This window comes from Lentzea roselyniae (assembly GCF_039537795.1).
Lineage (GTDB): Bacteria > Actinomycetota > Actinomycetes > Mycobacteriales > Pseudonocardiaceae > Lentzea > Lentzea atacamensis.
In genome coordinates this window covers 194461-219401 of the sequence record NZ_BAABBE010000002.1, presented here as the reverse complement: position 1 = coordinate 219401, position 24941 = coordinate 194461, and the positions used below count along the sequence as shown (strand labels likewise).

Below are 24941 nucleotides of genomic sequence, written 5' to 3'. Positions count from 1 at the left end.
ACATCGGACGGAGACCGCTGATGATCGGCGCCCTCGCCCTCGAACTCGTGGCGATGCTGGTGTTCCTGTTCGCGCCGTCGATCGGCTGGCTCATCGCCGCCCGCATCGTCCAGGGCGTCGCCACCGGCGCGGCGTCGAGATCGGCGGCGATGGTCGCGATCCTCGTCGCGGCCGGTGCACCGACCCCGCTCTGGCCGATCTACCAGCACGACTGGGGCCTCCAGCCGTGGCTGCTGACGCTGGCGTTCGGCGTCTACGCCTTATCTCGCGATGGACTGTCCGCGATCGTGGCGGGCGTGGTCATCGGCGTCACCGGAATCGCGGCCACGGCAACGGGTTTCGGCGTGGTCACCGCGGACGTCGGCCTGTCCGGTGTGGTCCTCACCGTCCGCAAGCGGTGACCCGCCTGCCCGGCCTGGGCGACAGCACGGGCATGGTCGTAGCCGCCCAGGGGCAGGCCGACGCGGTCCGGGGCACGGCAGTCCCGCGGACGACGAACATCGGCTGCTGCGCTTCCTCAGCGAATGACCGCCACCTTCTCCGACCACGGCAGCGCTTCCTCCAGCTGGGCCGCGAGCCGGATCAGCAGCGACTCGCCCGCGAGCGGCGCGACGAACTGCACGCCCAGCGGCAACCCGTCCGCCGTCCAGTGCAGCGGCAACGAGATCGCCGGACGCCCCGTCAGGTTCGCGAGCTGCGTGTACGGGACCCAGCCGAGGTTGTCGGAGATCATGTCGTCGAGGATCTTCGTGTAGCGCAGGAGATGGGCCGTGCGGGTCTTGAGCAGCACGTCGGTCGCCCGCTGCAACGACTGCGGCAGGTCGAACGCGCCGACCGCGGGAGGCGGGGTGGCGAGCGTCGGCGTGAGCAGCAGGTCGTAGGACTCGAAGAACACGCTGAGTCTGCGGGTGTGCTCGTGCCGCCGGTGGACGGCGTCCACGTAGTCGACGGGGCTCGTTGCCCGTCCCAGCGCGGCCATGAGCAGCGTGTCGCGCTCGAACGCGATGTCCGGCGCCTTCGACACCCGCTTGGCGTCGGCGACCTTCCAGGCGAGGTTCACGAACCACTGCAGCAGGAAGTCGCGGGCGAGCGCGGCGTCGTCGAACGGCGCCTCCGGCAGTTCCTCGACCTGGTGGCCGAGATCGGTCAGCACCCGCACGGCGTTCTCGACGGCCGCGTACGCCTCGGCGTGCGGCTTCGGGGTGATCGCGGACGGCACCCGCACGCCGATCCGCAGCTTGCCCGGACTCTCGCCGACGCACGACGCGAACGACGCTTCCGGCATAGCGGGCGAGAACGGCCCGAACGGCTCGCCGCCGCAGATGACGTCGAGCATCGCGGCCGTGTCCCGCACGGTCCGCGACACGACACCCTGCACCGCCGCGCCGTGCATCATCTCTGCGGTCTCCGGGCCGAACGGGGTGAGCCCGCGGCCCGGCTTCAGCCCGACGAGCCCGCAGCACGCCGCGGGAATCCTGATCGAGCCGCCACCGTCGTTCGCGCCGGCGCACGGCACGATCCCCGCGGCGACCGCGGCCGCCGATCCGCCCGACGACCCGCCGGGCGTCCGCTCCAGGTCCCACGGGTTGCGCGCGGGTCCCCAGGCGAGCGACTCGCTGATCGCCTTCGCGCCGAACTCCGGCAGGTTGGTCTTGCCGAAGATCACCAGGCCCGCGTCGAGCCAGCGCTGGACGACGGTCGAGTGCTCGGCGGCCGGATGCGCCTTCAGCGACCGGGACCCGTTCGACGACGGCAGGCCCGCGTAGTCCTGGCCGAGGTCCTTGATCAGGAACGGCACCCCGGCGAACGGGCCGGTGAGGTCGTCCGACGGCTCGGCGGGAACGTCCCTGACGATCGCGTTGATCCGCGGGTTGACCGCGGCGGCACGGTCCCGCGCCGCCGTCAGCAGTTCAGCCGCGGACACCTGCCGGTCCGCGACCAGCCGGGCCAGCCCGGTGGCGTCGTACTTCCGGTACTCGTCGAAGTCCACGCGATCAAAGTAACCGCTATCGGGGCTCCAGGACGCAGGTCGCCAGTTCGTTCATGGCTGCCCGGATGCCGGTGTCGACGACGGCGCGCAACACGTCGGGACGTCGTTCGGTGCGGCCGACGCGCAGGCTGCCGAGGGGCGGGCGGATCTGCAGGCACGCGGGATGCGACGCGAGCAGGTCCTCCTCCTCGAGGCGGATCTCCAGGTGACGCAGCCAGGTCTGCGCGACTCCCGGCGCGTGGCGGGCGAACCACCGCGTCAGCACGATCCGTTCGCCGCGGGACGGGGCGGACGGGGTCTCGTCGCTTCGGCGCGTGCGCAGGGCGACGATGTGCGTGGCCTTCTGGGCGAGTGCCGTCCGCACGCCGAACGACTCGCTCAGGCCCGCGTCGACGTACGGGCGGCCTTCGATCACGACAGGCCTGCCGGTGAGCAGCGGCATCGCGGTCGACGCCCTCAGCGCGGCCTGCAGGCTCGGGATGTCGTGGATCAGCGGGTGCAGGTCGGCCGGCTCACCGGTGCGGGCGTCGGTGGCGATCGGGTGGAACTCGACGGGGTTGTCGAGGATGTCCTGGAAGCCCATCGGCATGACCCGGGTGTAGACGGTGTGGATGAGGTGCTGGGTGTCCACGACCGGTTGCCGGCGGAAGGCGCGCATCGGGTTGATCGTCGTCCGCATGACTCTCGGGTCCCACCACGCGTGTTTGGTGCTCTCGGCACGGCCGCACAACAGCCACGCGCCGTTCAGGGAACCCGCCGAGCTGCCGTAGACCGCGTCGAACGCCGGCAGCAGGCCGAGTCGCTCGATGGCGACGGTCATGCCGCTCGAGTAGGCACCGCGTGAGCTTCCACCTTCGATCAGCAGCACCAGGCGCGCGTCGTCGGTTCGCTGTCCTGGAGTGCTTCGGCGCTGCACGCGGTCGCGCAGCAGCTGTAGAACGGCGTCGGACACCTGTCCCCCTTCGTGCGAGTGCGAGCAGTACCAGTGTCCCCCGCCGAATTGCGCGGTGCTGCTAACGTGGAAGAGAGATCAACGCCTCGATGAGGAGCTCGACGTGCTGCTGGTGGGTGAAGACGACATCTCAGGGTGAGCCCGAGATGTGACAGGCCATCGCTCGTGATGGCCGTTTCGTCGTCCCCTTTTCCACTCGCGCGATCGGTTCGCGCGCAGCACATCCCGAGGTTTCACCCATGCCCGACGCAGGCATCGTCGTGTCCACCCTGTCCTTCGCCTGGCCCGACGACACCCCGGTGTTCGACGGCCTCTCCGTCACGGTGCCCAGCGGCCGCACCGGTCTCGTCGCCCCGAACGGCGCGGGTAAGTCGACACTGCTCAAGCTCATCGCGGGAACGCTGACGCCCACCGGTGGCAGCGTGTCCGTCGACGGCGTGCTCGGCCACCTGCCGCAGGACCTCCCGCTGACCGCGGAGCTGACCGTCGCCGAGGTGCTCGGCGTGGCGGACGTGCTGCGGGCGATCGCGGCCGTCGAGTCCGGTGACGTCGACGAGGAGCACTTCACCGTCATCGGCACCGACTGGGACCTGGAGGAACGCACCCGCGCCCAGCTCGACCGGCTCGGGCTCGGCGACCTCGCGCTCGACCGCAGGCTCGGCACGCTGAGCGGCGGGCAGATCATCTCGCTCGGGCTCGCGGCCCAGCTGCTCAGGCAGCCGGACGTGCTGCTGCTCGACGAGCCGACCAACAACCTCGACCTGGAGGCCCGGCACCGGCTGTACGACGTCCTGGACGACTGGCGCGGGTGCCTGCTCGTGGTGAGTCACGACCGCGCGCTGCTCGACCGGATGGACCGGATCGCGGAGCTCGACGGCGGCGAGATCCGGTTCTACGGCGGCAACTTCAGCGAGTACGAGGAGGCCGTCGCCGCCGAGCGCGAGGTCGCGGAGAAGAACATCCGCAGCGCCGGGCAGGAGGTCAAGCGCGAGAAGCGGGAGATGCAGCAGGCTCGCGAACGCGCGGCCAGGCGGGCGAGCAACGCGCAGCGCAACCTCTCCAGCGCCGGTCTGCCGCGGATCTTCGCCGGCAACATGAAGCGCAACGCCGAGGTGACCGCGGCCAAGGCCGACGGCACGCACGCGGCGCGGCTCAGTGCCGCCAGGACGCGGCTGGACCAGGCCGAGCGGGCGTTGAGGGACGAGCAGAAGATCAGCCTGGAGCTGCCGCAGACCGCCGTGCCGGCCGGCCGCACGCTGTTCCTCTGCACGGGTCTCCGCGTCCGTGACCTGTTCGACGGTGTGGACCTGGCGATCCGGGGTCCGGAACGCATCGCGCTGGCCGCCCCGAACGGTGCGGGCAAGTCGACGCTGCTGCGCGTCGTCCACGGGTCGCTCGCACCGGACAGCGGCGAGGTGAAGCGCGCCGACGGCCGCGTCGCCTACCTGTCGCAACGGCTGGACCTGCTCGACGACGCCCGCACGGTGGCCGAGAACCTCGCCGCGTTCGCCCCGGCCCTGCCACCAGCGGAACGGATGAACCTGCTGGCGCGCTTCCTCTTCCGCGGCCCGCGGGCCCACCTGCCGGTCGGCGTGCTGTCCGGCGGCGAACGGCTGCGGGCCACGCTGCCGTGCGTCCTGTTCGCCGAGCCCGCGCCGCAGCTGCTGTTGCTCGACGAACCCACCAACAACCTCGACCTGATCAGCGCAGGTCAGCTGGAAAGCGCGCTGAACGCGTACCAGGGCGCGTTCGTCGTCGTGAGCCACGACGAACGGTTCCTGAACGAGGTGAGGATCGACCGCCGGCTGCGCCTGGACAACGGCAAGTTGCTGGAGGCCGGCAATGGCTGAGGCCGCGCTGGTCGCCTCCGAGCTGGTGCGCGTCTTCGGCGACCGGCGGGTGCTCGACGGGGTGTCGCTGACCGCGGCACCCGGCAGGCGGATCGGGCTGATCGGGGAGAACGGTGCAGGCAAGTCGACGCTGCTGCGGCTGTTCGCGGGCACCGACCAGCCCGACCGTGGCACCGTGACCCGCCCGCCCGATCTGGGTTTCCTGCACCAGGAGATGCCTTACGCGGAGTCCGCCACGGTCGCCGACGTCGTCGACGACGCACTCGCGGAGGCACGGGCGGACCTCGCCGAGCTGGACCGCCTCGCATCGTTGCTCGCCACCGAAGACGTTTCGGCCGCCTACGCGGAACGACTCGAACTGGCGCAGCGGCACGAGGCCTGGGACGCGGACCGCCGCGCCGGGATCGTCCTCGCCGGCCTCGGTCTCGCCGACGTGGCCTGGGAACGCCGGCTCGGTTCGCTCTCCGGTGGCGAGCGCCGCCGGCTCGCGGTCGCCGCGCTCGTGGTCCGCAGGCCGTCGGCGTTGCTGCTCGACGAACCGACGAACCACCTCGACGACGCCGGGGCCGAGTTCCTCGCGGAGCGGCTGCGGGAGCTGCCCGGCACCGTCGTGCTGGCGAGCCACGACCGGGCGTTCCTCGACGCGGTGTGCACGGACCTCGTCGACCTCGACCCCGCGGTGGACGGCCCGGTCCGGTTCGGCGGCACCTACAGCGAGTACGTGCGGCACAAACGCGCCGAGCGCGACCGCTGGGAACGCCGTCACCTCGAAGAGCAGGAAGAGCTCGCCGAGCTGCGAGAGTCGCTCGGCATCACCGCGCACCGTGTAGCGCCGAACCGCGCGCCGCGGGACAGCGAGAAGATGGGCTACGGCGTCCGCGCCAACCGCGTGCAGAGCCAGATCTCCCGCCGGGTCCGCAACACCACGCGCCGCATCGAGGACCTGGAACGCCGCCGCGTGCCCGCTCCCCCGCGCCCGCTGAGCTTCACCCCCGACGCGCTGACGTCGTTCGCCGAGGACGAGCTTCTGGTGTCACTGCGACAAGTCCACGTGCCCGGACGCCTCGAGCTCGACCACCTCGACGTGCGCGACGGCACGCGGCTGCTCGTGACCGGCCCCAACGGCGCGGGCAAGTCGACCCTGCTGCTGGTGCTCGCCGGTCAGCTCCAGCCGCCGGGCGTGCGGCGGCATCCTCGGCTCCGCGTCGGTCTGCTCGCCCAGGACACCGAGTTCGCCAACCCGCGCCTCACCCCGCGTGGCACCTACGGCCGGGCGCTCGGCGCCGAACGGGTCGGGCGGGTGTCGCTGGAGTCGTTGGGGTTGCTGCACAAGCGGGACCTGGGCAAACCGGTCGGCGCGCTGTCGGCGGGCCAGCGACGCAGGCTCGCGCTCGCGCTGCTCGTGGCCGATCCACCGCACCTGCTGCTGCTCGACGAGCCCACCAACCACCTGTCGCCGACGCTGTGCGACGAGCTGGAGGACGCGCTGGGGGTGGGGCCGGGCGCGATCGTGCTCGCGAGCCACGACCGGTGGTTGCGGCGGCGGTGGGAAGGCAGAGATCAGCCTCTGACCGGCCACAGTGGACAGTCGCGCACCGGCGGGAGCTGTGCCAAGCTGCGAGACGTGACCGAGCCCGAAGAGCCGCCCACCCACCGCAACGAGATGAGCGGATCGGCTCAGAACGTGGTGCAGGCCGGCACGGTTCACGGCGGGATCCACGTCTACGGGTCCAGCACACCTCCCCGCCCGGCAGACTCCGGTGACGCGTTCACGGCCGTCGTCAACGCGCTGCTGGAGGTGCCTTCGGTGCGTGACGAGTCGAGCCGCAAGCTGGTCCTGGCGAGATTGCGACGGGAGATCGCCGAGGCGGTGCCGCACCACCAGCGCGCCCGGCTGCACGTGATCGAGCTGGTGCGCACCTGCCAGGACTACGACGGCGGTCTCGACGATCTGCTGCGTGTGCTGCGGGAATTGGAAGGCGAGTCCAATCCGGTGCGCCGTTCGGAGGAAGCCGTGCGCGCACTGGTGGACGACAGTCCGCGAATTTGATTGCGGTCTGTAATACACGACGGTGACAAACCGACACCCTGAGGTCGGGCGATCGCTGCCATACTCCGAACACCGACCTCGACCGGGGAGGCCAGGATGGTGTGGGCGGAGGAGAGTGCTGAACGCGGTACTCTGTGGCCTCTTGTCGACGCCATGCGGAAAATCACCTGTTTGGCGGATCGCAGTGGCCGCAACCTGGTAGCCCGGATGGTGTGTGACGAACTGCGCGAGCAATTGCCGTTCGAGGAGCACAAACAGGCGGTCGGACACCTGTACAGCCTGGCAGAGGTGTGCACGCAACACCCGAAAGGGCTGACTGCGTTGCAGCGCGTGCTCGAACGGATTGAGCAGGGCTCGAAGCCGATGGCAGCGCTGCGGGCAATAGTTGCGGAGATGACAGCACTCGAAATCCTTCCGGCGGAGGAAACCAAGAGGCTGTTCACGTTGCTGCACGGCGTCGTGGTGGCCGACATCGCCGATATTTACGAGACCATCGCGGGTCCGGCGGCGCCCCGGCTCCGCGAGCAAACGACCTATCTCGAGGTGTTCCGCGCACTTGAGACCATGAATTCCGATCCGAGCGGAATACCGAAACCGCTGCTGCTCGTCGAGCACATCGCGGCCAGGGTGCGACCGGAGCTCGCGATCGAGCTGCGCCGGTGGGTGGAGCACCAGGCCATCCGGATGGATCTCGCGCACGAGCTCAAAGCCGTGCGGGACAACGCCCCGGACACGCCGGACCTGCTGGCGCCCCCGCCCCGCTCCGCGGCCTATCTGTTGCTGCAGCTGCAACGCGAGGGCGCCACGGGCGACCGGTACCGCCTGTCGCACTGGCGGCAGCTCGACCTGTCTCAGGGGTGGTCGCCGCACCGCGGCCGGGACCTGGTCGACGATCTCGAGGCGATGAAGGAACACGTCGCCGCACTCATCGAAGAGGTCGAGGAGAACTGGGGGCAGTACCGCCCCGACATCCACATCGAGATCATCCTGCCCAGCGAGATCATCTCGCTCGACGTGGACCAGTGGCCGTGGGAGACCGACAGCCTGATTCCGGAACCGATCGGCTGCCGGTACCCGTTGGTGGTGCGCAGCCTCGACCGGATGGTGCGGCGCAAGTGGCACCGGTCCTGGCACGCCCGCTGGGAAGTGCTGGTGACGCAGCTCAAGATCAGCCATGCGATCAAACGCGACTCCGCGTGCTGGAGCCGTGCCTCCACGGGCGACGGGTTGCGCGAGCTGATGTCGAACTTCGAGCGCAAGCCGAAGCTCGTGTCGCTGGTGCTGAGCGCGCCGCCCCAGGTCGAGAAGGCGGGCCAGGACGAGGTCGCGGTCGGGCTGAGGGCGGGCGTGCCGCTCATCGTGTGGCATCGGGAGAAGTGCGACTCGACCGAGTTCGTCGCGATGGTCGAGGAACTCCTGCACGGCGAGGACGATCCCCATCACCTGCTCGAACGGGTCCGCTTGGCACGTGCGACAGCCTTCCAGGAAGGCTCGGCGGCGAGGCACGTCTGCGAGAAGTTGACGATCTTGTTCGATGACCCGGCAAGGGTGGTGGTGCCGGTCCCGCCGGCAGCGCCAGAAGGGGTGTCGGTGGCCTGAGTATGAGCGAGCAGCTCGATCCGTCCGGATGGCACGTGTACCGCGGCACCGGGGATGCCGCCGAGTCACCCATCGCCGAACTGCCCGAGCCGCCGCCGTGGCGCAGGTTCACGGGCACCGGCGAGGTCACCCGTCCTCCCGACGACGGGTCCGAGGTCCACCGCCGGATCGGCGCGTTGCTGCGGACGCCGCGCAAGCCGCAGCCGCTCGAGGTGCTCATGGTCAACGCGGCGATCTACCTGCGCAGGCCGTTGCTGGTGACGGGAAATCCGGGTACGGGCAAGTCGTCGCTGGCGTACCTGATCGCCAGAGAGCTCGGACTGGGCCCAACGTTGCGGTGGCCCGTCACGAGTCGCACGGTGCTCAAGGACGGCCTGTACCTCTACGACGCGATCGGACGCGTGCAGGCCGCGGCGAGCCAGGGGCCCGGCAGCGAGTCCGACATCGGCGACTACGTCCACCTGGGTCCGCTCGGCACCGCGCTGCTGCCGTTCGACCTGCCGCGGGTGCTGCTGATCGACGAGCTGGACAAGGGCGACATCGACCTGCCCAACGACCTGCTGAACGTCTTCGAGGAAGGCGAGTACGACATCCCGGAACTCGTCCGGCTGGCGAGGAGGCAGCCGGACGTCTCCGTGTTCACCGCCGATCGCGGCGGCTCGGCGGTGGTGCGCAACGGTGTCGTGCAGTGCAGGCAGTTCCCCATCGTCATCATCACCAGCAACGGCGAACGCGAGTTCCCGCCCGCGTTCCTGCGCCGATGCCTGAAACTCCACTTCGAGGCACCCGACTTCGACCAGCTCGGCGGCATGATCGCCGCTCATCTCGGCGAGGCGGAGGGTGTCGACGTCGCCCTGCTCATCGCCGACTTCCTCGAGCGCAGCGCGCAGCTCGGCGGGCTCGCCTCCGACCAGCTGCTCAACGCCGTGCACCTGGCGACCCAGCTCGCCACGTCCGGCTCCTACCAGCTGGACCAGGACTGGAACAAACTGCTGACCGCGATCTGGCACCCGTTGTCGTCGGAGGTGGGATGAGCCGGCTGCCCAGGGATGAACGGACCCCGGTCGACGCGTCGACCGGGTTTGACGCTGTTGTCCTGCAACAGTTCGTTCAGACAGGCGGCCAGGACCAGCCACTGTCCACATCGGACCTGACCTACCGCGAGGTGCGGGACGCGCTCTGGCTCGCCCGGCAGCTGCACCGGCCGGAACCGGCGACGCCACCGGCCCCGCCGGACGACCCGGTTCCTCCCGCGGCAACCGAGCAGGACGAGCCGGACCGGGAAAGCCCGGCCGCGGAGGAAGAAAACAAACCGGAACCCCGCGACACCACCACCGCACCCGCTCCGCCCGAACCTCCGAAACTCGCCGAGGAGGAGAACTGGACACCGGGACCGGCCAACGTTTTCCCGATCCCGGTCGGCGATGGCGCGACGACGAACGGCGACTCCGCGCTCGCCTGGCCCACGGTGCCCGCGCTGTCGGAACCCCGCCGGATCGCGGGCGCGCTGCGGCCGTTCATGCGGCCGGCGCCGTCGCCGTGGCGCCGGGTCCTGGACGAGGAGGCCACGGCGGTGCGCGCGGCGCAGGAAGGCCTGTGGCTGCCCGAGTGGCGACCGGCGCCCTCGCGCCAGTTCGACGTGGTGCTGGTCGCCGACACCGCGCCGTCGATGGAGATCTGGCGGCAGACGGTCCAGGACTTCTTGGTCCTGTTGCAACGCCAGGGAGCGTTCCGCGACGTGAGGTTGCTGCGTCTCGACTGTTCCAAGGCCTCGCTCGCGGACCTCGTGCTGCGACCGGAAGGCCAGCAGGAGCGCGGACATCACTGGTCTGACCTCGTCGATCCGACGGGCCGCCGGATCGTCCTGGTGATGACGGACGCCATCGGCCGCGCGTGGCACGAAGGCGCGGCGAGCGAGCTGCTGTTCCGGTGGGGACGGGTGATGCCGACCGCCGTCGTGCACGTGCTGGAGCAACGATTGTGGCGGTGGGGCGGTATCGCGACCCGCCGCGTCCGGCTGTGCGCGCCCGCACCGGGATCGGCCAACAAGGACCTGCGCGTGCGCGTGGTCGAGCCGGACCTCGCACTCGACGTCGGCGATCCCGCCGCGATCCCGGTGCCCGTCCTCGGGCTGTCGGCCGAGTGGTTCGCCGGCTGGTCGCGGCTGCTCACCGCGCCGGGCTCGGAATGGGTCGAGACCACGGCGGCGATGGTGCAGCCACGCCCGGACGAACCCGTGGTGAGCACACCGGAAGAGCCGGCAGAGAAACTGACGGCACGCACCAGGGTCATGCGCTTCCGGACGCAGGCGTCGGTGCAGGCGTTCCACCTCGCGGGTCTGCTGGCCGCGACACCGCTGAGCCTGCCGCTGATCAAGCTCGTCCAGCGGATCATGCTGCCGGGCGCGAGCCTCTCCGTCCTCGCCGAGGTCGTGCTCGGCGGGCTGCTGAAGAGCGTGCCCGCCAAAGGATCCTCGCCGGATCCGACCCGCGTGGCCTACGAGTTCCACGACGGCGTTCGTGAGGAATTGCTCTCGGGAGTGCGCCGGTCGGACACGATCCGGGTCGCGCGAATGGTCGGCCAGTACGCCGATCGCATCAACGCGACATTGCGAAATTTCGCCGCCGCACTCGATGCGCCGAACGACACCGCCGATCCCACGCCGATCGCCGAAAACCTTCCGTACATCCGGGTGCAGGAGGCGGTGTTCCGCGCACTCTCCGGCCCGTACAGCAGGCGAGCAAAGCGTCTTGCGACCTCTAGACTTCGCTTGGAATACGACGTTCCTGTATCGATACAGCAGCTTGAACGGCAAGCGGAGCAGGAGAAATCCAGCGTGCAGCTGACCGAACCCCCGAACGTGACCGCTTCGACCGGCGGCACGTTCTCGGCCGAGGGAGAAGACGTGACCGCCCCAGAATTCCCTCTTTCGGTGGAACAACGACGCGAAGGTATGAGCAAACCTCAGGTGTGGGGCTCGGTTCCGCTGCGAAATCCCGACTTCGTCGGCAGGAAACAGCTGCTGGAAAGCCTCCGCCAGCGCCTGCTCGAACCCGGCGCCACTGCCGTTCTTCCCGAAGCACTGCACGGCATGGGCGGTGTCGGCAAGTCCCAGACGGTCGTCGAATACATCTACCAGCACGCTGCCGAGTACGACATCGTCTGGTGGATCTCGGCCGAGCACCCGGCACAGATCACGGCCAGCCTGGTCGAGCTGGCGAAGAAGATGGGCCTGCCCACGGCGGCGACCGCGGACACCGCGATTCCCACCGTGCTGGACGCGCTGCGGCGCGGCGAGGAGCCCTACTCCCGCTGGATCCTGGTGTTCGACAACGCGGACCGCCCCGAGACCGTCCGTCAGTTCTTCCCCGCGGGTTCCGGTCATGTCGTGGTCACGTCGCGCAACTCCGAGTGGGGCAACATCGCGCGGCCGGTCGAGGTCGACCTGTTCACCCGCGCCGAGAGCAAGCAGCTGCTGAACCGGCGCGGTGGTGAGCTGACCGACGCCGACGCCGACCGGCTGGCCGAGGCACTGGGCGACCTGCCACTGGCCATCGAGCAGGCGGCCGCCTGGCGGTCGCAGACCGGCATGCAGGTCTCGGAGTACCTCGACCTCCTCGAGCAGAACCGCATCGAGCTGCTGGAGGCCGGTACGTCGAGCGACTACCAGCTGCCGGTCGCCGCGGCGTGGAACGTTCCGCTGAACCGGTTGAAGCAGGAGCACCGCGCGGCTCTGCAACTCCTGCAGGTCTGCGCCTTCTTCGGCCCGGAACCCATTTCCCGCAAGCTGTTCAGCGGCGCACGCGGCACGCCCGTGCCCGAGGCGCTCGCCAAGGCGTTCGCCGACCCGATCAAGCTCAACCGCGCGGTGCGCGAGATCAGCCGGTACAGCCTCGCCAAGATCGACCACAGGAACAACACGTTGCAGCTGCACCGGCTCGTCCAGACCGTGCTGAAGAACCGCCTGAACGCCGACGAGCAGGACGTCATGCGGCACGCCGTGCACGAGCTGCTGGTCAAGGGCGATCCCGGCGACCCCGACAGCGCGGCCAACTGGCCGCAGTACGCCGCACTCCTTCCGCACGCGACCATGTCGAAGGCGGTGAACTGTCATGACGACTGGGTGCGCGAGCTGATGATCAATCTCGTTCGCTACCTGCTCGCCAGCGGTGACTACGGCGGCGCGCTCGACTTCTCCGAGCAGTGCATCTCCGTCTGGCGGGACAACCTCGGCGAGACCAACCTGGGTACGCTGAAGATGTCCCGCTGGCACGCCATCGCACTGCGCAGGCTCGGCAAGATCGACCAGGCGATGGAGCTCAACGAGAAGACCCTCGGCCTGCTGCGCAGCGAGGTCGGCGAGGACAACGACGCCTTCCTCAGCATGCTCGACACCGTCGCGGCCGACCGGCGCACGAAGGGCAGGTTCACCGAGGAACTGGAACTGCAGCAGCAGGTGTACGAGCGGTCCAAGGTCATCCTCGGCGAGACCGAACCGGACACGCTCTACTACGCGGCCAACCTCGCGAGCTGCTTCCGGATCATGGGTGACTTCTTCCGCGCACGGGAGCTCGACCAGGAAACGCTGAGCCGCCGGAGCGTCGTGCTGGGCGAGGACCACATCCTCACGTACCGCTCCCGCAACGCGCTCGCCATGGACATCCGCGAGTCCGGGGACTACGTCGCCGCGGGCAAGCTGCAGGAGGAGACGCTCGAGAAGCAGAAGGAGCTCTTCGGCGAGGACCACCCGTTCACCATCGGCGCCATGCGCAACCTGGCGGTCGCCCTGCGCAAGGCGGGTGACCACGAAGGCGCGCGGCAGCAGTCCGAGCAGTGCGTGGCTCTCTACAGCCGCCGTCACGGCGAGAAGCACATCGACACCGTGACGTCGTTGATGTGTCTGTCCGCGGACCTGCGGCTCATACCCGACCTGGCGAGGTCGCTCGAACTGGCGGCGCAGAGCCACCGCCTGTTCAAGGACATTCGCGGCGAGGACCACCCGTACACCCAGATCGCGGCCACGAACCTCGCGGTGACGTGCCGGCTCGCCGGTGACCCCGGCAGGGCCCGTGCGCTCAACGAGGAGGCCGTGGCGAAACTGCGGGAGTTGTTCCACAACGACCACCCGTTCACGATGGTCGCGGCGACGAACCTCGCCAGTGACCTCGCGGCGCTCGGCGAGCACGAGAACGCCATGAGGCTCGACGAGGACCTGCTGGCCCGGTCGACCGAGGTGCTCGGCGCGGAGCACCCGTCGACGCTCGCCGTGGCGCTGAACCTGTCGATCGACCTGACGAACGTGGGCCGGGCGGAGGACGCGGCGATCCTGCACTCGACCACGATGGCCGGATTCCGCAGGGCGCTCGGCGACAACCACCCGGCCACGTTGGCGGCGAGCCAGTCGGTACGGGCGAACTGCGACTCGGACACGATGGAGCTCTGAGGGATCAGCTCGCCGTCATCCAGGCGGCGAGCTCTTCGGGTGCAGGCGGTGCACCGGTGCGTGCTGTTACGCACGCGTGCACCGCACGCACAGTCGCGGGCTGATCGAGCAATGCGGCGACCTGAGAGGCGAGACCCAACCCGATCCAGGCGTCCACGTCACGCGGATCCCTCCGCACCCGGCGCGCGTACGCCGCTGCCGCGCTGCCGCGCTCCCCGCGGGCGAACATGGCTTCCGCCGACTCCAGCGACACCGCCCGTTCGAACCGATCCGGCGCCAGTGCCCGCATCTCCAGCAGCACACTTCTCGGCCTGGCAGCGGTGGTACCGCCCGGCACGACCTCACTGCGCGCCCGGCCAGGACACGGCGCATCCCGCATCCAGGCGTCCGCCAGCACCACGACGTCGGCGGGTTCCGGCCGCAGGTGGTGCATCCGCCACACCGCGCGGTGCTCGGCCAGCAGATCGGCGACGGTCCCGGCCAGGTCGTCCGGCACGGGCGCCGTCTCGCACACCGACAACCGCACCGAGGCCGCCGCGACGAACGCGCGTCCCAGATCGGTGAGTCTCGTGTTGCCGCGCAACGAGTCGACGGCAGCACGTACCTGAGCGCGCCGCAGCGCGAAGGAGAACCAGGCGCGGCGGGCCTCGGAGGGAGGGACGAGGTCGCGCTGCACGTGCCAGAACTCGACCACGGCCGTGAACGCGTAGATCCCGTGCAGCAGGCCGACGAGCCCGCGCGGATCGTCACGCCACGGCGCGTACACCCAGCCCGGCTCGGTCGTGGTCAGGTCGACGAGGTCGACCAGCGCGTTGAGCTTCGAGTGCTGGATCTCGTGCACCAGCGCCTCGGCGAGCTGGGTCGCCGTCGCCTTGGCGGACATGGCGATCCCGCCGAACGCGTTCGACGACGACGCGGCGAACACCGAGGTGCCGGCACCGAGCGGGATCAACGCGCGCAGGCCCGCCGCAAGCTCGTCCGCGCACCCCGGGTGCCACCGCGTCAGCAGGTGCCAGGCCTCGTCGAGCAGCTTCGCCCACTCCTCCCGCTCGACCGCGTCGAGCGGGGCGGGAGCAACGGGCGTGGTGAACTCGCGATGCGGGTCCAGGTCCTCGAACGTGATCGCCAGCGTCCGGCCGCCCGCCGAGACCCGGTGATCCCTGGCGCGCAGGAAGGTGCCGCCGTGCGCCACCGTGACCTCACCGCCTCCGATGCTCAACTCGGCCTGTCCGGCGGGGAACCCGGTGGACGGCAGCTGCCACTGCCCCACGGTCGGCAGCATCACCGCGCCGTGCACGACGGGGACCGAGATGGTGCACTCCAGTCCACCTCGGACGGCTGCCGCGGCGGCGACCGTGTGCAGCACCCCGGCTTCCCGCCAGGACGGTGCCGCACCGGCGATGTCGTGCAACGCCTTCGCCAAACGGACGCCCACGGTCGGATACATCACCACGTCTTCAACCACGGCTGGCGCGATGTTTTCGGCGTCAGCGAGCAAATTCCACGCGTGCTCGACATCGCGCAACGCCCCGACGGCTGCCTCGAACAACGACTTCAGCATCAACCGCCGAATGCTGTACTGGCCTTTTCGCAACGCCGCCGTGCTTTCGGCGTCGATTTGCCCGGCGCAGATCTGTTCGAAGACCGAACGCGGTAGCCGGAGTGTGGCCGGGGTGCCACCACTCAACGTTGTTCCTGGACGGCGTCGCCCGGGGTACAGCTCCGGGCGTTCGACATCATCCGCGCAATCGCGTCGTCGAGCTCCGGTCCCCGGAAATTGCGAAGCGCCGAGAGGGGAATCCCGGTCAGATCCATCTGGTGGGTCAAGAGATCCGGTCGCGAATCCATCGTTGGCCCTCCCTCGCCCCGACAGCAATTCCATCATGCCCGCCAGGAGACGGTATGGGGAGCGCCCAGCGCGGCGAATTCCTCTCGTCCGAACGGATTCGTCACCCGTGCGGGGCGGCCGCCCTGGCGAGAACGCGCCGCCGCCCGTCGGAGGCCGCCAGCACCCGCCGCGCCTCGTCCTGCATCGACTGCAGCGCGAGGTCGTCACCGGCCTCGACGGCGAGCGACTCCTGCCAGAACCGGTCCTCGATCGCGCGCCAGTCCGGCTTCTCGGTGACCTCGACGCCGACGAACCCCGCTGCCGGCAGCTGCTCGGCGAGGTTCGTCCGCCGCATCCGCGCCGGCAGTCGTTCGTCGGTGGCGTCGATGGCCTCCCACGTGGTGATGACCAGGCGTCCGCCGGGCCGCAGCACGCGGAGGCACTCGCGCAGCGCGTCGAGCTTCGGTTCGGCGAACTGGAAGGCGTCGACGACGAGCACCGCGTCGACGGAGGCCGTGCCGAGCCCGATGTCCGTGAGCTCACCGACCCCGAACTCGGCGGGGATCGCCAGCTCCGCAGCGCGCTGCCGGGCCTGGTCGATCGCGACGGCGGAGAAGTCCACGCCCACGAGCCGGCAGCCGGTGCGCCGGACGATCTCCAGGCCGTGGCCGCCGCGGCCGCACGCGAGATCCAGCAGGACCTGGCCGGGGCGCGGGTCGAGGATCGCCACGACCTCGTCCAGCCCCGGCCCGCTCAACAGGCTCGTGGACTGCAGATCGGGAGGAAGAGCGAGCATGCGCCGTACGAGCTCGTCGGCCACCGGCGACTCGACCCAGTCGGCGTACCAGTGGTCGAAGTCCTCAGCACTCGTCACACCTCGACCATGCCACCGCCGGCCAATTCGGTTGATCTCCCTGGGCGGCCACCGGTCCACTGTGCAGGGTGAAGATCCGTTCCACCGCCGGCATCACCACCGTGGAGGTGCTGCCCACGCACCGCCGTCAGGGCATGCTGACCGAGATGATGCGGTTCCAGCTCGCTGACCTGCGCGAACGTGGCGAGTTCCTCGCCGTGCTGCTGGCGGCCGAGTGGCAGATCCACGGCAGGTTCGGCTACGGGCCGGCGACGTTCGACCACGACCTGGTGACCGAGGTCGCGTTCAAGCACTTCCCCACCGACCATCCGCTGCGCTGGCAGCTCGCGGACGTCAACGCCGGTCAGCTGAGCGGTGAGATGGACTGGCTGTGGGTGCGACTGCTGGACGTTTCGCGGGCACTCGCGACGCGGGGCTACCGCACCGGCGGTGACCTGGTGCTGGAGGTGCACGACCCGTTCCTCGGCGAGCACGACCGCTACCTGCCGAGCGTCCGCGGCGGCGAGGCGGAGTGCGTGGGGACGGGCCGCGAGCCGGACCTGTCGCTCGACGTGCGCGACCTCGCCTCGATCTACCTCACGCGAGCAGCGCGCCGGCGTCCGCGAGGGCCGACGTACTCTTCGGCGCAGCACATGCGCCGCACTGCCCGCACTGGTTCTGATCGATCTCTGGCCCAAAGTATGACGGCGCGTTAGGCCCAGGTATGACGACGTGTGATCGGCGTCGTCGTTATTGTCCGTTCCGGTGGCGACCAGGCGCCACGAAGACCCTTTCCGCCGAAGGGACAGCCACCTCATGAGGGAAGTTCTGCAGTCAGCGACGGACATGCGTTCGCGGGTGACCGGATGGATGAGCAAGCGGCTGCTCGCTCACCTCAGCCGGACCGGCTTCGACCTCGAGTCGTCGTGGTTCGTGCCGTCGCGCGTGCTGGCACCACTGCGGCGCAACGGGCTGAACCCGGTGCCCGAGCTGGCGCGGATGCAGGCACAGGGGCCGATCACGCGGTTGCCGCTGCCGGTGACGGTGTGGCTCGTGACCGGCTACGAGGCGTCGAAGCGCGTCCTGGTGGACGTCGAGTCGTTCAGCAACGACTTCGGCCACTTCAAGGAGCTGGGGCTGTTCGCGGAGGAGGCACCTGGCGGGCTCGGGTTCAGCGACCCGCCGGAGCACACGCGGCTGCGCAAGGTGCTGACGCCGGAGTTCACCATGCGGCGGCTGTCCCGGCTCATCCCGCGCATCGAGGCCATCGTCGCCGACCAGCTGGACCTGATGTCCATGAAGGACGGCCCGGTCGACCTCGTCGAGGACTTCGCCATGCCAGTGCCGGCGCTCACGATCTGCGAGCTGCTGGGCGTGCCCGCGAGCGAGCGCGAGGAGTTCCAGCGGCGCAGCGTGGCCCGGTTCGACCTGGGTGGTGCCGCGACGGCGTCGTTGTCCGCGGTGTCGGAGTCGGTCGTCTACTTCCGGGAGCTGGTGCGTGCCCAGCGGCTCGCGCCCACCGACGGACTGCTCGGCGAGCTCATCCGCAAGCACGGTGACGAACTGGAGGACGACGAGCTCGCGGGCCTGGCCGACGGGCTGCTCACCGGCGGGTTCGAGACGACCGCGAGCATGATCTCGCTCGGCACGCTCGCGATGCTGCGGTCCCCCGGCCTGTTCGGCCGGGTCCGCGACGACGACGAGGCCGTGGGCGGCGTGGTCGACGAACTGCTGCGCCACCAGTCCGTCGTGCAGGTGGCGTTCCTCCGCGTCGCGCGCAAGGACGTCGACGTCGCGGGAACGAAGGTGCGGGCGGGTGACATCGTCGCGTGCTCGCTCTCGCAGGCCAACCGCGACCCGGGCGTCTACGCCTCGCCGGACGACATCCAGCCGGACAGGGCCGCCGGTCAGCACCTCGCGTTCGGCTACGGCGCGCACCGCTGCATCGGCGCCGAGCTCGCGAAGATGGAGCTGCGGATCGCGTACCCGGCGCTCGTCCGCCGGTTCCCCGAGATGCGGCTGGCGGTGGACCCCGCGGCGCTGTCGTTCCGCAAGCTCTCCATCGTCTACGGGCTGCACTCGCTGCCGATCCACCTCGGCAAGCACGCCAGCCCGATCCATCCGGATCTTTGACAGAGGCGGGTGGGGGATGGCCTGATACGCCCAACTTTCGCAGATCGGGGTTGAGGGTTCATCCCTCATGCCTTCGTGTTCGCGATCCAAGAGTCTTTACCTACCAACGCAAACCGCGACCGGAAGGTAAAGACAATGATCCGCAAGGCCATCATCGCCGCCGCCACCCTCTCGACCATCGCGCTCCCGGCCGTCGCCGCCGCCGACCCGGTCATCGGCCAGCCGACGCCGTGCGTGAAGGTCACCGACCTGGTGGGTCCCGACTTCTCCGTGAAGCAGTGCGGGATCAGCGACGTCGACCAGCACCGCGCGGGTCTGGAGAGCAACGGTGGCGCGTACTGCGGCCCGGCTTCGCTCTACAACGTGCTGCACTACTGGGCGCACGAGAAGAACGCGCCGGTCGGCTGGCTGACCACGAAGGTCAAGGAGCTCGACCCGCAGGACCAGACCGACTACAACGTCATCACCAACTCGATCTGGCGAATCGGCGTGGACGCCAAGTACGACGGCGGCACCAGGATGAGCAACCTGCGCAACGCCTGGATGATCGCCACCAAGCCTGCCCGTGACGCCGGCTGGGCCGCGGTCACCGCGGGGGTGGACAGCAACGGCGCCGCGGACTTCGGCGGTGACCTGGCGAAGAAGCTGGCCCGCGGACCCGTGCAGATGGTCTACGGCCGCTACTCGGAGGGCCCGCAGAACAGCCTGCAGCGCGGCGGTGGCCACATCGTCACGCTGGTCTCCGTCGACGGTTCCTTCGGCGGCAACACCCTCCAGGTCCGCTACATGGACCCGGGCCGCGCCTCCGACCACGGCGTGGGCGACTACCTGAAGACCCAGTCCGACTACGCGACGCTCAACGCGACGCTGACCAAGAAGGCCGTCTACGAGTACATCCCGGTCAAGGACAACCCGGACACCGCGATGGACGAGAGCCTCACGCCGGGCACCTACCGCTGGGTGACTCGCTGGCAGCTCACGACGCCGGGCTCGACCGCGCCGACCACGCAGCTGGTCGAGGGCTACAACTGGTTCGACATGGCGCCGCCGGTCGGCTGATCACGCGCGACAAGGCCACCCCGGACTCGGGGTGGCCTTTCGGCGTTCACTCACGGAGGCCGATCGTGTCGATGGGTTTGGCGCGCAACGACAAGCGGGTGGACACCGCGATCGACACGACGCCCAGCAGGGCCGCTCCGGCGAGCACGCCGAGGTAGACCCAGATCGAGCCGCTCGGCAGCGGGACACCGGTGAAGCCGATCGCCAGCAGGGTGAGGGGCAGTGCGGCCACCGCCGTGCCGAGCACCGCGGCGAGACCGACTGTCACCAGCGCCTCCGCCCGCATCATCCGCACGATCTGCCGGCGTCCGGTGCCGACCAGGCGCAGCAGGGCGAACTCACGCCGCCGTGACACCGTGGACATCACGAGCGTGTTGGACACCGAGATCGCGACGTACCCGAGGATGACGCCGACGGCGACCAGGTTGAGCAGGAACTGGGTCCGCTGGTCGCCCTGGTCCTGCGCCGCCACCTGCTCGGTCACCGTCAGCCCCGGATAGCGGCTGACCAGGTCCTTCAGCGCGGAGGCGGTGCCGGACCTCACGAGCACCGCGCTGTCCAGGCCGGCACTGGTGTGGGCGCGGGCGTCGGCGGCGGACAGCACGTGGCCGCCGAACGCGAGGTCGTGCTCGTACGTCGCGACCACTCGCAGCCGGGCTTGCTGACCGTCCGCGAATCAGAACTCCACGGTGTCCCCGACCTTCTTGTCCTCCCACGACGCGTGCGCGTGACTCAACGCCACCGTGCCCGCGGTGAGATCTTCGAGACGGCCTGAGGTGACAGCGAGGTCGACGGTGTCGCCGGCGTCGGCGTCGAGGCCGTTGGCCGGTCCGCGGTTCACCTCGACGCTGTCACCGGTCTTGCTCGCGGTGATCACCTCGGTGCGCACCAACGACGTCGCGGCGGTCACGCCGGGGAGCTTCCGCGCGGCCTCCGAGACTTCGGCAGGCACTCCGATCACACCGGTGATGACGTGGTCGGCGGTGATCGACCTGGTGGTTTCGTGCTGCACGGCGGCGGTGAGCGTCGTCTGGCTGTAGTAGTTCACCAGCGCGAACCCGATGGCCAGCATCAACGGCGTCACGGCCGCGGCCAGTCGCCTCGAGTTCTTGAGAACGTTCGCGGACGCCAGGTAGCCGCTCACCCCGGGGAACCTGCTGAGCGCCGGTGCGATCCTGCTGACCACCGTGGCCACGACCCTGGGACCGGCCAACCCCAGGCCGATGATCAGCACGAGCGCGGCCATCACGGACATCGCCGCGCCGAGCGGGCCACGGAGGAACAACGGGAGCGTGGTTGCCGCCGTGCCGATCGCCAGCAGAACCCAGCCGATGGCCAGGCGGACCGGGCCGAGATCCCTCTTCTGGACCGCCACCTCCCCCAGCGCCTCGACCGGTTTGATCGAGGACGGGCGCCGCGACGCGCTCCAGGCCGCCAGCCGTGCCGCCGCCACGCCGATCAGGAGGGCGGCGACCAGCGGGAGCGGGCTGATCGAGAGGGTGAAGTCCGCCGGCACCACTCCGATCTCGGCGAACGCGGCACGCAGGCCGTGGCTGACCGCGATGCCCAGTGCGCTGCCGAGCACCCCGGCGACCGCCGAGACCACGAGCGTCTCCGCGCCGATCATCTTGCGGATCTGGCGTGGTGTCGCCCCCACGGCGCGGAGGAGGGCGAACTCGCGGCGGCGTTGCTCGACGGTCAGTGCCTCATCACGTTCTCCTTGGCTCGCAACGACTTCCACGGAAGAGCGTGATTTCGCCGGGCGTCCGTAACGATCACGCAGGCTGCCCCGACCGAGGTAGAGCCTGCTCCACCCCGGCGCGAGTTCGTCGGCGCGGACAGATCCGGCCACCCGGATTCGTCGGCTACGACGAGGTGACCGCGGGGGCGCCGGACCTAACGTTGGCATGATCGTGGAAGAGGGTGCGGCCGAACTGACGAGGGGACCCGGATCGTGACCACCATCGAAGACCTGTACGGCCACGCGCTGCCCGAGCAGCCCGCGGTGTCGCCGGACGGCACCGAGATCGTCTACGTCCTGCGCGCCACCGACCGCGAGGGCGATCGCGACGTGCGCGCGCTGTGGCGAGTCTCCGGTGGTAGCACGAAACAGCTGACCAGGGGCACGTCCGACACGTCTCCCGCGTGGTCGCCGGACGGCAGCCGCATCGCGTTCCTGCGCGCCCAGGACGGGCCGGCGCAGGTGTGGCTGCTGCCCGCGCACGGCGGCGAGCCCGAGCAGCTGACGTCGCTGCCGCTCGGCGCGGGCGCACCGGTGTGGAGCGCGGACGGCAAGCACCTCGCGTTCCCGGCGCCGGTCGACGTCGCGGACGCCTCTGCACCGGTCGTCGCGAGCCGGCTCGACTACAAGTCCGACGGCTCCGGCTTTCTCCGCAGCATCCGCACTCATCTGCACGTGCTCGACGTGGAAAGCCGTGAGGTCCGGCAGATCACCGACGGCGACTGGCACGCCGGTGCGCCCGCGTGGTCACCGGACGGCACCAGACTCGCGTTCCCGGCGTCCTGTGACGAGGACGCCGACCTGACGTTCCGCGTGGCGGTGCACGTCGTCGAGGTCTCCGGACGTGCGGAACCGAAGCTGGCCGGGCTCGCCGCGGGCCAGGCCGCGACGGTCACGTGGACGGAGGACGGCCTGCTCGTCACCGGACGGACCACCGCCGGAGCCGGACACCTCAGCCTGCTGCACGTCTCGCTCGACGGCCAGGTGCGCGACCTGTCCGCACCGCTGGACCGCAACGTGATGCCCGGCGAGGCCGGCTACCCCGGCGGACCACCAGCGCTGAACGGAAACGCGGTGCTGTTCTGCGCGCGCGACCGCGGGTGCACGCAGCTCTACTCGGTGGACCTCGGCGGCGGCACGCCGCAGCTCGTCGTCGGCGGAGATTCCCGAGTCGTCGCAGGGCTTTCGGTCGGCAGCGGGATCGCGGCGATCGTGCTCGGCACGCCGACCTCGTACGGTGAGGTCGCCACCGTCGACCTGGCGACCGGCGAGCTGACCGTCCACACCGAACACAACAGGACCGATCTCCTCGTCCGCGAGGAGCGCGAGTTCACCATCTCCGACGGCACGGTCGTGCACGGCTGGCTGGTGCGCGACCCGTCCCGCACCGGTCCGCGACCGCTCCTGCTGGACATCCACGGCGGCCCGCACAACGCGTGGAACGGCGCCGCCGACCCGGCACCTCTACCACCAGGTCCTCGCGCGGCAGGGCTGGACGATCCTGGTCCTCAACCCGCGCGGCAGCGACGGCTACGGCGAAGCCTTCTACACCGCCGCGATCGGCGCCTGGGGCAAGGCCGACGCCCGGGACCTCCTGGAGCCGATCGACCAGCTGGTGGCCGAGAACCTCGCCGACCCGGCGAAGCTCGCCGTCACGGGCTACAGCTACGGCGGCTACCTGACCTGCTACCTGACCAGCCGCGACACCAGGTTCGCCGCGGCCGTCGCCGGTGGTGTGGTGAGCGACCTTCGCAGCATGGCGGGCACATCGGACGGCGGGCGTTACCTGACCGAGCTCGAGCTGGGCGGTACCGGCGAGCACATCGCCGAGCTCTCCCCGCTCACGCTCGTCGACGAGGTCCGCACGCCCACGCTGATCTACCACGGCGCGAGTGACGACCGGTGCCCCGCTGGTCAGGCCGAGCAGTGGTTCAGCGCGCTGCGCCAGAACGGTGTGCCGAGCAAGCTGGTGCTCTACCCCGGCGAGTCGCACCTGTTCATCCTCGACGGCAAGCCGTCGCACCGCGAGGACTTCAACCGCCGGGTCGTGGACTGGGTGCGCGAACACGCCGAGAAACGCGTCCCGCTCGACGCGAAGCACTGGCAGCGCAGGCTTTCCGCGCTCGCGAAGAAGCACGGCGTCCCCGGCGCGGCACTCGGCATCCTCCGGGACGACGAGATCGTCCAGGCGCACCACGGCGTGCTGAACACCGCGACCGGGGCGGAGGTCACCGACGACTCGATGTTCCAGATCGGCTCCATCAGCAAGGTGTGGACGACCACCGTCGTCATGCAGCTCGTCGACGAGGGACTGCTCGACCTCGACGCGCCGATCATCGACGTGCTGCCCGAGCTGAAGCTCACGGATCACGTGGCGGAGCGGAAGGTGACGATGCGGCACCTGCTCACGCACACCAGTGGCATCGACGGTGACGTCTTCACCGACACCGGCCGCGGCGACGACTGCCTGGAGCGCTACACGGAGCTGCTCGCGGACGCCGCCCAGAACCACCCGCTCGGAGCCACGTTCTCCTACTGCAACTCGGGTTTCGCGCTGGCGGGCCGGGTGGTCGAGAAGCTCACCGGCCGGACGTGGGACGCGGCGGTGAGGGAGAGGCTCTTCGCACCGCTCGGCCTCACCCGCACAGGCACCCTGCCGGAGGAAGCGCTGCTGCACCGCGCCGCCGTCGGTCACATCACAGAGGACGGCAGGACCGAACCGGTGTCGGTGTGGGCGCTGCCGCGCTCGGTCGGCCCGGCCGGGACGATCTTCGCGACGGCCGCCGACGTGCTGGCGTTCGCGCGAATGCACCTCGACGGCGGGATCACGCGGGACGGCACACGGGTGCTGACGGGGGCGGCGGCCAAGGCGATGACCGAGAAGCAGACCGGCCTGCCCGACCCGAACGCGCTGGCCGACTCGTGGGGTCTCGGCTGGATCCGGTTCGGCTGGGACGGCCAGCGGCTGGTCGGCCACGACGGCAACACGATCGGCCAGTCCGCGTTCCTGCGGCTGTTGCCGGAGCAGGGCCTGGCGGTCACGTTGCTGACCAACGGCGGCCACACGCGCGAGCTGTACCTGGACCTGTACCGGGAGATCTTCGCCGAGCTGGCGGGCGTCGCCATGCCCCGTCCGCCGGAGCCGGCCGACGCACCTCCGGCCGTGGACCACGCGCGGTACGCCGGCCGGTACGAGCGTGCTTCCGTGCGCTTCGACATCACCGAGGGCGAACACGGGCTGCGGCTGAAGACGACGGTGACGGGGTCGTTGGCCGGGCTCCTCCCGGAGCCGCCGGACGTCGACCTCGTGCCGATCGGCGACTCGACGTTCCTGTGCCGGGACTCCGAGGACGAGAGCTGGAGGTCCGTCGTGTTCTACGAGCTGCCCACCGGTGAGCGGTACGTGCACGCCGGTCTCCGCGCCACGCCGAAGGTGTCCTGAC

General features: G+C 70.1%; 15 protein-coding genes and 1 pseudogene. 10 read left to right on the top strand and 6 right to left on the bottom strand.

The features are described 5' to 3' along the window. Positions 1 to 20: 20 nt before the first annotated feature. The gene (locus ABFX45_RS03905) at positions 21 to 401 is read left to right on the top strand and encodes a hypothetical protein (RefSeq protein WP_346127663.1); all 381 of its coding nucleotides are present in this window, start codon (positions 21 to 23) and stop codon (positions 399 to 401) included. A 116-nt stretch (positions 402 to 517) separates the two neighbouring features. Here the strand turns inward: ABFX45_RS03905 and ABFX45_RS03900 are convergent, their stop codons facing one another. Both ABFX45_RS03900 and ABFX45_RS03895 read right to left on the bottom strand, forming a co-directional pair. After that, positions 518 to 1990: an amidase gene (locus ABFX45_RS03900; protein WP_109639459.1), complete on the bottom strand. Its 1473-nt coding sequence runs from the start codon at positions 1988 to 1990 to the stop codon at positions 518 to 520. Between the two features lie 16 nt (positions 1991 to 2006). After that, entirely contained in the window at positions 2007 to 2942 is a 936-nt protein-coding gene (locus ABFX45_RS03895) for a patatin-like phospholipase family protein (protein ID WP_346127661.1), read from the bottom strand. A 239-nt stretch (positions 2943 to 3181) separates the two neighbouring features. Between ABFX45_RS03895 and ABFX45_RS03890 the strand changes: the two genes are divergently transcribed. From ABFX45_RS03890 to fxsT, 5 genes are all read left to right on the top strand, one after another. Next, entirely contained in the window at positions 3182 to 4792 is a 1611-nt protein-coding gene (locus ABFX45_RS03890; protein WP_346127659.1) for an ABC-F family ATP-binding cassette domain-containing protein, read from the top strand. Then, a complete protein-coding gene (locus tag ABFX45_RS03885; protein ID WP_346127657.1) occupies positions 4785 to 6842 on the top strand; it encodes an ATP-binding cassette domain-containing protein in 2058 nt (685 codons plus the stop codon). Before ABFX45_RS03890 ends, ABFX45_RS03885 begins: the two co-directional genes overlap by 8 nt. Before the next feature lie 96 nt (positions 6843 to 6938). Continuing rightward, positions 6939 to 8441, top strand: a complete 1503-nt coding sequence (locus ABFX45_RS03880; RefSeq protein WP_346127655.1) for a VMAP-C domain-containing protein — start codon at positions 6939 to 6941, stop codon at positions 8439 to 8441. A 2-nt stretch (positions 8442 to 8443) separates the two neighbouring features. Continuing rightward, the gene (locus ABFX45_RS03875; protein ID WP_112225450.1) at positions 8444 to 9475 is read left to right on the top strand and encodes an AAA family ATPase; all 1032 of its coding nucleotides are present in this window, start codon (positions 8444 to 8446) and stop codon (positions 9473 to 9475) included. Beyond that, positions 9472 to 13884, top strand: coding sequence for an FxSxx-COOH system tetratricopeptide repeat protein (fxsT, locus tag ABFX45_RS03870; RefSeq protein ID WP_346127652.1), 4413 nt, complete (start codon positions 9472 to 9474; stop codon positions 13882 to 13884). Before ABFX45_RS03875 ends, fxsT begins: the two co-directional genes overlap by 4 nt. 4 nt (positions 13885 to 13888) lie before the next feature. On the opposite strand, the gene ABFX45_RS03865 is transcribed toward fxsT, so the two are convergent. Together ABFX45_RS03865 and ABFX45_RS03860 are read right to left on the bottom strand one after the other, a co-directional pair. Continuing rightward, positions 13889 to 15445, bottom strand: coding sequence for an HEXXH motif domain-containing protein (locus ABFX45_RS03865; protein ID WP_346127650.1), 1557 nt, complete (start codon positions 15443 to 15445; stop codon positions 13889 to 13891). A 388-nt stretch (positions 15446 to 15833) separates the two neighbouring features. Continuing rightward, complete coding sequence (locus tag ABFX45_RS03860) at positions 15834 to 16586, bottom strand: class I SAM-dependent methyltransferase (RefSeq protein WP_346127648.1); 753 nt, start codon at positions 16584 to 16586, stop codon at positions 15834 to 15836. A 68-nt stretch (positions 16587 to 16654) separates the two neighbouring features. Between ABFX45_RS03860 and ABFX45_RS03855 the strand changes: the two genes are divergently transcribed. From ABFX45_RS03855 to ABFX45_RS03845, 3 genes are all read left to right on the top strand, one after another. Further along, the gene (locus ABFX45_RS03855) at positions 16655 to 17281 is read left to right on the top strand and encodes a GNAT family N-acetyltransferase (RefSeq protein ID WP_346127646.1); all 627 of its coding nucleotides are present in this window, start codon (positions 16655 to 16657) and stop codon (positions 17279 to 17281) included. 100 nt (positions 17282 to 17381) lie between these two features. Beyond that, a complete protein-coding gene (locus tag ABFX45_RS03850) occupies positions 17382 to 18698 on the top strand; it encodes a cytochrome P450 (RefSeq protein ID WP_233440017.1) in 1317 nt (438 codons plus the stop codon). Positions 18699 to 18833: 135 nt separating this feature from the next. Beyond that, positions 18834 to 19757 carry a hypothetical protein gene (locus ABFX45_RS03845; protein ID WP_109639466.1) on the top strand — a complete coding sequence of 308 codons (924 nt, stop codon included), beginning with the start codon at positions 18834 to 18836 and terminating at the stop codon, positions 19755 to 19757. 46 nt (positions 19758 to 19803) lie between these two features. Here ABFX45_RS03845 and ABFX45_RS03840 read toward each other — a convergent pair whose 3' ends face one another. Further along, positions 19804 to 20403 carry an ABC transporter permease gene (locus tag ABFX45_RS03840; protein ID WP_346127643.1) on the bottom strand — a complete coding sequence of 200 codons (600 nt, stop codon included), beginning with the start codon at positions 20401 to 20403 and terminating at the stop codon, positions 19804 to 19806. Positions 20404 to 20433: 30 nt separating this feature from the next. Further along, complete coding sequence (locus tag ABFX45_RS03835; protein ID WP_346127641.1) at positions 20434 to 21498, bottom strand: FtsX-like permease family protein; 1065 nt, start codon at positions 21496 to 21498, stop codon at positions 20434 to 20436. Positions 21499 to 21708: 210 nt separating this feature from the next. Here ABFX45_RS03835 and ABFX45_RS03830 point away from each other — a divergent pair. After that, positions 21709 to 24940: pseudogene (locus ABFX45_RS03830) on the top strand (serine hydrolase). The last annotated feature ends 1 nt before the right edge of the window (position 24941 follow it).